This is a genomic window from Anoxybacillus thermarum (assembly GCF_000836725.1).
Taxonomy (GTDB): Bacteria; Bacillota; Bacilli; order Bacillales; family Anoxybacillaceae; genus Anoxybacillus; species Anoxybacillus thermarum.
On record NZ_JXTH01000083.1, the window covers coordinates 1 to 7870 of the forward strand.

The following is a 7870-nucleotide window of genomic DNA, read 5'->3' on the forward strand; positions in this document are numbered from 1 at the left end:
GTCCAAGCGGGTTGAACAGGCCAAACGGAAGGCAGGACGGTTGTGGGCAGATGTGGTGCGTCAGAATCTACCGTGTCTGCAGCGGTCATCCGGGACGCCGATCCATCAAGCGTTGTCGGCGCTTCGGGATTTTGGTTGGGTGTAAAAAAATGGAATACAATATCATCACTTCAAGATGAGGGATGAGAGTCCAAAAGCGCTTACGATATCAATTCCTGAAAATGGTTCGCTAACTAGTGATTGACAACACCCGTAGTGAACCGAAAAAATGTTCTCCACAAAGTCTTGACTGACTCTAGTCGGATAAAACATTTGCGTTTACCACAATAAACCTCTAAAATTACATTATCATGAACCTTTCAAAAAATGAATAAAAGTGAGGTATATGGTCCGTGAATGACGTACAACCAAAAGCGACAATTGTTATTTTTGGCGCGACTGGCGACCTAGCAAAACGCAAATTATTCCCATCTATTTATAAACTGTATCAAAAAGGAAAGCTTTCTGAACAGTTTGCGGTTGTTGGCGTTGCCCGTCGTCCCCATACAGATGAATCGTTTCGCCATTACGTAAAAGAAACGATTGAAGAAGCGACAAAACAAGAATTAATGGATGATCCATTTATTTCTCATTTTTACTATCATTCATTAGATGCAACAAATACGCAGTCATACGAACAATTAAATGAATTATTAACGCGTGTGGAACAACAATTTCATGTTCCGGGCAATCGCATTTTTTATTTAGCGATGGCACCTGAATTTTTCGGAACGATTACATCGCATTTAAAATCAGAAGGGCTGACGGCCACAAACGGCTGGACGCGATTAGTGATTGAAAAACCGTTCGGACATGATTTGCAAAGCGCACAAAAATTAAATGAAGAAATTCGACAATCGTTTTCCGAGGAACAAATTTTCCGAATTGACCATTATCTTGGAAAAGAAATGGTGCAAAACATTGAAGTCATTCGCTTTGCGAACGCCATTTTTGAACCGCTTTGGAACAATCGCTTTATTGCCAATATTCAAATTACATCGAGCGAAACGCTTGGGGTGGAAGATCGCGGTCGCTACTATGACCATTCTGGTGCGCTTCGCGATATGGTACAAAACCATATGCTACAAATGGTTGCCCTTCTCGCAATGGAACCGCCAATTAAGCTGACAACAGACGACATTCGCAACGAAAAAGTAAAAGTGCTTCGTGCGCTTCGTCCGATGACGCATGATGATGTCGACAAACATTTCGTACGTGGGCAATACGGACGCGGCATTGTGCGCGGGCAACAAGTCGTGGGGTATCGTGAAGAACATAGCGTTGATCCACATTCTAACACGGAAACGTTTGTTGCAGGGAAACTAATGATCGACAACTTCCGCTGGGCAGGTGTGCCATTTTACATACGAACAGGAAAACGAATGACCGAAAAATCAACGAAAATTGTTGTGCAATTTAAAGACGTACCGATGAATTTATATTATCGCACGAGCGAATACGTCCATCCGAATTTGCTTGTCATCCATATTCAACCAGATGAAGGAATTACTCTTCATTTAAATGCGAAAAAAAGCGGCGAAAGTATGAAAACGACACCGATTAAGCTGGATTACTGCAACAATTGCATCGACGGCATTAATACGCCAGAAGCGTATGAAAAATTGTTATATGACTGCATGCGCGGCGATGCGACAAACTTTACGCACTGGGACGAAGTCGCTGCGTCATGGAGCTTTGTCGATCCGATTTCTGAAGTATGGGAAAATACGAAAGCGGTTGACTTCCCGAACTACGAAGCTGGCTCCATGGGACCGAAAAAGGCAGATGAGCTATTGCAAAAAGACGGATTCCACTGGTGGTCACTAAACGGAACAATGTAAGGAGGAAATAAACATGAAAATGTACGATGTCACTGCTCCGATTTTTGAAGGGATGCCTGTGTATAAAAATAAGCCGGAAAAACAACCAAAGCTAACGACCGTCACGAACGATTACGTCACCGAATCGCGCATTGATATGGATGTGCATACCGGCACACACATTGACGCACCACTCCATATGGTAAAAGACGGGAAAACTTTTGAAACGATTCCGCTTGAAAAACTCGTCGGCTACTGCAAAGTATTAGACGTCACAAACGTCAATGATCGCATTACAAAAGAAGATCTCATTCATTTTGATATTCAAGAAAACGATTTTATCTTATTCAAAACAAAAAACTCATTCGACGATACCTTTAACTTTGAATTTATTTACGTTGCCGAAGATGCTGCGATGCACTTAGCCGAAAAACGTATTCGCGGCGTCGGCATTGACGCGCTCGGCGTCGAGCGCAACCAAGCGGGACACCCAACACATAAAACGCTATTCGGCCATGGCATTATCGTCATCGAAGGGCTTCGCTTAAAAGACGTACCAGCCGGCGAATATTGGATGGTTGCTGCTCCCCTCAAACTCGTCGGCACCGACGCCGCCCCAGCGCGTGTATTATTATTTGAACAATAAACAATCCCCCTCATCGAATGGTGAGGGGGAATTTATAAATTCTCTTAAAATCCCCCTAGAGCCACTTGCCCTAGGGGGTGTTCGTTTATTTCAACCATTCCGTATGGAAAATGCCTTCTTTGTCGATGCGCTCGTATGTGTGGGCGCCGAAGTAGTCGCGTTGTGCTTGGATAAGGTTCGCTGGCAATGTTTCCATCCGGTAGCTGTCGTAGTAGGCTAAGGCGCTGGCGAACGCTGGTACTGGAATGCCGCGCATCGCTGCAGTTGCGACGATTTCGCGAAGCGATTGTTGATAGTTTTCGACAATGTCTTTAAAGTACGGGTCAAGCAATAAGTTTGGTAGCGCTGGGTCGCGGTCGTACGCTTCTTTAATTTTTTGTAAAAATTGCGCACGAATGATGCAGCCGCCACGGAAAATCATCGCGATATTGCCATATTGTAAATTCCAGTTGTATTCTTCGGATGCAGCTTTCATTTGCGCAAAGCCTTGGGCGTACGAGCAAATTTTGCTCATGTAAAGCGCGCGGCGAACGGCTTCAATAAAGTGCGCATGATCGCCTTCATACGGCTTCACAGCTGGACCTGCTAGTAACTTGCTTGCTTTCACGCGCTCTTCTTTCATTGCAGAAATAAAGCGAGCAAATACCGATTCCGTAATAATTGGAAGCGGAACGCCTAAATCGAGCGCGTTTTGGCTCGTCCATTTTCCTGTTCCTTTTTGTCCTGCTTTGTCTAAAATAACATCGACGAGTGGCTTGCCTGTTTCCTCATCGATTTTTGTGAAAATGTCTGCCGTAATTTCGATTAAATAGCTATCTAATTCTCCTTTATTCCACTCGGCAAACACTTCGTGAAGCTCTTGCGCGTTTAAGCCAAGCACATGTTTTAATAAGAAGTATGCTTCGGCAATTAATTGCATATCGCCGTATTCAATGCCGTTATGAACCATTTTTACGTAATGGCCCGCACCGTCTGGACCGATATATGTCGTGCACGGCTCACCATCGACTTTCGCGGCAATCGCTTCAAAAATCGGGCGGACGAGTTCATGCGCTTCTTTTTGTCCACCTGGCATGATGGAAGGTCCTTTCAGCGCTCCTTCTTCTCCACCTGAAACGCCTGTACCGATAAAATGAATACCAAGCTCAGCAAGTTCTTTATTGCGGCGTTGTGTATCTTTAAAATACGTATTGCCGCCATCAATCACGATATCGCCTTTTTCTAAATACGGCTTTAGTTGTTCAATAGTTGCGTCTGTTGCGGCACCTGCTTTTACCATTAATAAAATTTTGCGCGGCTTTTCAAGCGCGTTCACAAACTCTTCGATGCTATATGTACCGAGGATGTTTTTCCCTTCCGCCTCTTTTAAAAACTCGTCTGTTTTTTCGCGCGAACGGTTATATACGGCAACGGAATACCCACGGCTTTCAATATTAAGCGCCAAGTTTTTTCCCATGACCGCTAAACCGATCACACCAATTTGTTGTTTCGCCATAGCAAACGTTCCTTTCTATATTTTGATTGTTCAAAAAAGAACATACCATAATCATCTTTCCTCGTTCAAGTGTTCTGTTTCTCATTTCTTATATGTTCTTTAATTGTACTTGACCCTTCTAAATGATCGAACAATATTGTCGGATCAATAACGGTAATCAGCCGATCAGGCATGTTCGCAATGCCAATGAAATATGGCGTTTGTTGATAAGCGAGCATATTGACTTGCTTCATCATCTGTGACGGAATATCAATAATTTCTTTTGCATCGTCTACAATAAACGCGACATGTACATCGTCCGTATGGACAACGATGAAGCGCGTTTCTTCTGTTTCCACGTATGGATGGCGATATAAAATTTGCGACGTATCAAGCACAGGAACGAGTTCACCGCGAATGCGCACAACACCGAGCATATACGAGGGCATTCCCGGAATGATCGTCGGATGGCTCATTTTTTCGATGGAAACAACATGTTCAACCGGAATGGCATATTGTTCATTCGCAAGTTGAAAAACGACGACTTTCTCCATCGTTTCACCCCCTTGTCGCTACTTCCTCAATAATGGCAAGCACCATCTCCGTTGCTTTGACAAGTTCTTCAATTGGCATCCGTTCATTTGTTGTGTGAATGTCTTCGTAACCGATCGCTAAGTTTACGGTTGGAATGCCAAATCCTGCAATAACATTCGCGTCGCTACCCCCACCGCTACGCAACAGTTCATGCGGACGACCAATTTTTTCAGCCGCTCGCTTCGCTACTTCAACAACATAATCCCCGTCTCCGAATTTAAATCCTGGGTACATCACTTCAACGTGAACATCTGCACGACCACCCATTTCTTCCGCTACTCGCTCAAACGCTTCTTTCATTTTCGCGACTTGCGCTTCCATTTTTTCAGGAACGAGCGAACGCGCCTCAGCTAAAATATCAACACGATCGCAAACGATATTTGTTTGTGTTCCACCTTCAAAACGGCCGATGTTTGCAGTTGTTTCTTCATCGATGCGCCCAAGCGGCATTTGCGCAATCGCTTTCGCGGCGATTGTAATTGCCGATACACCACGCTCTGGTGCAACACCCGCATGAGCCGTCTTTCCGTGAACAGTTACTTTCAACTTTGCTTGCGTCGGAGCAGCAACGATAATTTGTCCAACTTTTCCATCGCTATCTAACGCATATCCAAATTTCGCTTGAATGAGCGACGGGTCGAGCGCCTTCGCCCCAACGAGCCCGGACTCTTCTCCGACAGTAATAATAAATTGAATCGTGCCGTGCGCGATTCGTTTTTCTTTTAACACTCGGATCGCCTCAAACATGGCGGCAAGCCCTGCTTTATCGTCCGCTCCTAAAATCGTTGTCCCATCTGTCACAATATATCCATCTTGAATGGACGGCTTGACCGCTTTTCCTGGCACAACCGTATCCATGTGTGATGTGAAGTAAATCGGATCGACCCCTTCTTTTGTCGCGGGCAATGTACAAATTAAGTTTCCTGCTCCATGACCTGTTTGTGCCGTCGTATCATCTTCAATAACATGTAAACCGAGCGCTTTAAACTTCGCTTTCAACACATCTGCTATCTCACGCTCATATTTTGTTTCGGAATCAATTTGTACAAGCTCTAAAAATTCATCAACTAAACGTTGCTCATTGACCATTATGCATCCTCCTATGTATGTACTCACTTTTAAGTATAACGGATTTTTACATCGTTTGCGAAATGTACGATTATTTTTCAAAAAACATATACCGCCAAACAGATGGCGGTATATGTTTACAACGGAATATTCCCATGTTTCTTTTTTGGACGTTCTTCCTGTTTATGGCGAAGCATATCGAGCGCTTGAATGAGTTTGATTCTCGTGTCGCGTGGGTCAATCACGTCATCGACCATCCCGTACTTTGCGGCAACATAAGGGTTGGCGAATTTGTCTCGATATTCTTCGATTTTTTGCGCCCGTGTCTCTTCTGGATTTGGGCTATTTTCGATTTCACTAGCGAAAATAATGTTCGCTGCCCCTTGTGGTCCCATAACGGCAATTTCTGCATTTGGCCATGCGTATACGACATCTGCTCCGATCGATTTACTATTTAATGCAACGTATGCTCCACCATATGCTTTCCGTAAAATGACCGTTATTTTCGGCACCGTCGCTTCCGAATACGCATATAAAATTTTCGCCCCATGGCGAATGATGCCTCCGTGTTCTTGTTTGACTCCTGGGAAAAATCCCGTCACATCTTCAAATGTAATAATCGGAATATTAAACGAGTCGCAAAAGCGAATAAAGCGCGCCGCTTTATCCGATGAGTCAATATCAAGCCCCCCGGCCATAAACTTCGGCTGGTTGCATACAAGTCCGACAACTTCCCCTTTTATGCGGGCAAAACCAATGACAATATTTTTCGCAAAATCTTTTTGTACTTCCATAAACGATCCTTCGTCAACGACTTGCAACACGACATTTCGCACATCGTATGGACGTACCGCATCAATTGGAATAGCATCCGCTAAATCGGGACGGTAATCGCTTTTCTCTGGTGCGGGTGCAACGGGCGGCTTTTCTTGACAATTTTGTGGAAGATAGCTTAATAGCCGTCGTACTTGCGCAAGCACCTCTTCTTCCGTCGCTCCTGAAAAATGAGCATTTCCGCTAATCGTATTATGTACGCGCGCTCCCCCTAAATCTTCGGCACTAATTTTTTCTCCTGTTACTGTTTCAATTACTTTCGGTCCAGTAATAAACATTTGGCTCGTTTTTTCAACCATGAATACAAAATCAGTGATCGCTGGTGAATAGACAGCACCACCTGCGCACGGACCCATAATGACGGAAACTTGTGGAACGACGCCCGAATAAATCGAGTTTCGGTAAAAAATATGGCCGTATCCATCAAGCGACAATACGCCTTCTTGAATGCGCGCGCCACCGGAATCGTTTAATCCGATGATTGGAGCCCCTGTTTTCGCTGCTAAATCCATAATGTTCGCAATTTTTTTTGCATGCATCTCCCCAAGTGCTCCACCAAATACAGTAAAATCTTGCGAAAAGACAAATACTGTTCGTCCATCGATCTTACCGTATCCTGTGACAACTCCGTCACCCGGACCTTTTTTCCCCGCTAATCCAAAATCGGTGCAACGATGTTCAATAAACGGATTTAACTCAACGAACGTCCCTTCATCTAATAAAAGATCGATGCGCTCTCTTGCCGTTAATTTTCCCTTTTCATGCTGCTTTGCAATTTTATCGTCGCCACCGCCTAACTCAATTTCTCGGCGGCGGTCATATAGCTCGTTTATTTTATCGTACATGTCCATTACTGCCCACCGACCTTTTCGCAAAGTTCATATAACACGCCGCGGGCTGACTTCGGATGCATAAAAGCGATGCGTGCACCGCCTGCACCGCGCTTCGGTTGCTCGTGAATCATGCGAATGCCGTTATTTTTTAACTCTTCGATGCGCTGTTCGATATGATCAACCCCAAGCGCGACATGATGAATACCTTCGCCTCGCTTTTCAATAAAAGAAGCAATTGGGCTATGTTCAGAGAGCGGCTCAAGCAGGTGTGAGTAAAATATTTGTGGGTGACATTCAGGAATGATTCCCCGACGAGGGTTGCGAACTTTTGTTCGCGACGCTCGTCGGGGCCACCAAGCGAAGCGCGGTAGAAAAAAGCAAATGTCATGCAAAAAGGACTCTCTCCCTGCTATGATGGTGATGACCAACATCAATAAAACAGGAGGGAGAGAGTCCATGAAACATTTTACCACAGAATGGCCTTTATTAAAAGAGCTGGAGGAACAATTAGTCAGAACTCTTCAAAAGGTGTTCGCTGTCTTGTTGGCGGCCCTTTTGGAGG

General features: G+C 44.6%; 7 protein-coding genes and 1 pseudogene. 3 read left to right on the top strand and 5 right to left on the bottom strand.

What is annotated here, in order from left to right:
* From LH47_RS15590 to LH47_RS13495, 3 genes and pseudogenes are all read left to right on the top strand, one after another.
* Positions 1-145: pseudogene (locus LH47_RS15590) on the top strand (UPF0236 family protein); the annotation flags it as partial.
* Positions 146-392: 247 nt separating this feature from the next.
* Positions 393-1880, top strand: a complete 1488-nt coding sequence (zwf, locus tag LH47_RS13490) for a glucose-6-phosphate dehydrogenase (RefSeq protein ID WP_043968381.1) — start codon at positions 393-395, stop codon at positions 1878-1880.
* A 13-nt stretch (positions 1881-1893) separates the two neighbouring features.
* A complete protein-coding gene (locus LH47_RS13495; RefSeq protein ID WP_043968383.1) occupies positions 1894-2505 on the top strand; it encodes a cyclase family protein in 612 nt (203 codons plus the stop codon).
* An 85-nt stretch (positions 2506-2590) separates the two neighbouring features.
* Here the strand turns inward: LH47_RS13495 and gndA are convergent, their stop codons facing one another.
* From gndA to LH47_RS13520, 5 genes are all read right to left on the bottom strand, one after another.
* Entirely contained in the window at positions 2591-4000 is a 1410-nt protein-coding gene (gene gndA, locus LH47_RS13500; protein WP_043968384.1) for an NADP-dependent phosphogluconate dehydrogenase, read from the bottom strand.
* 65 nt (positions 4001-4065) lie between these two features.
* On the bottom strand, positions 4066-4533 hold the full coding sequence (locus LH47_RS13505; RefSeq protein WP_043968386.1) for a chemotaxis protein CheW: 468 nt from the start codon (positions 4531-4533) through the stop codon (positions 4066-4068).
* 4 nt (positions 4534-4537) lie between these two features.
* Positions 4538-5662, bottom strand: coding sequence for a M20/M25/M40 family metallo-hydrolase (locus LH47_RS13510; protein ID WP_043968388.1), 1125 nt, complete (start codon positions 5660-5662; stop codon positions 4538-4540).
* A 116-nt stretch (positions 5663-5778) separates the two neighbouring features.
* A complete protein-coding gene (locus tag LH47_RS13515; RefSeq protein WP_043968390.1) occupies positions 5779-7326 on the bottom strand; it encodes an acyl-CoA carboxylase subunit beta in 1548 nt (515 codons plus the stop codon).
* Positions 7326-7700, bottom strand: a complete 375-nt coding sequence (locus LH47_RS13520; RefSeq protein ID WP_235341159.1) for a VOC family protein — start codon at positions 7698-7700, stop codon at positions 7326-7328. Before LH47_RS13520 ends, LH47_RS13515 begins: the two co-directional genes overlap by 1 nt.
* Positions 7701-7870 lie beyond the last annotated feature (170 nt).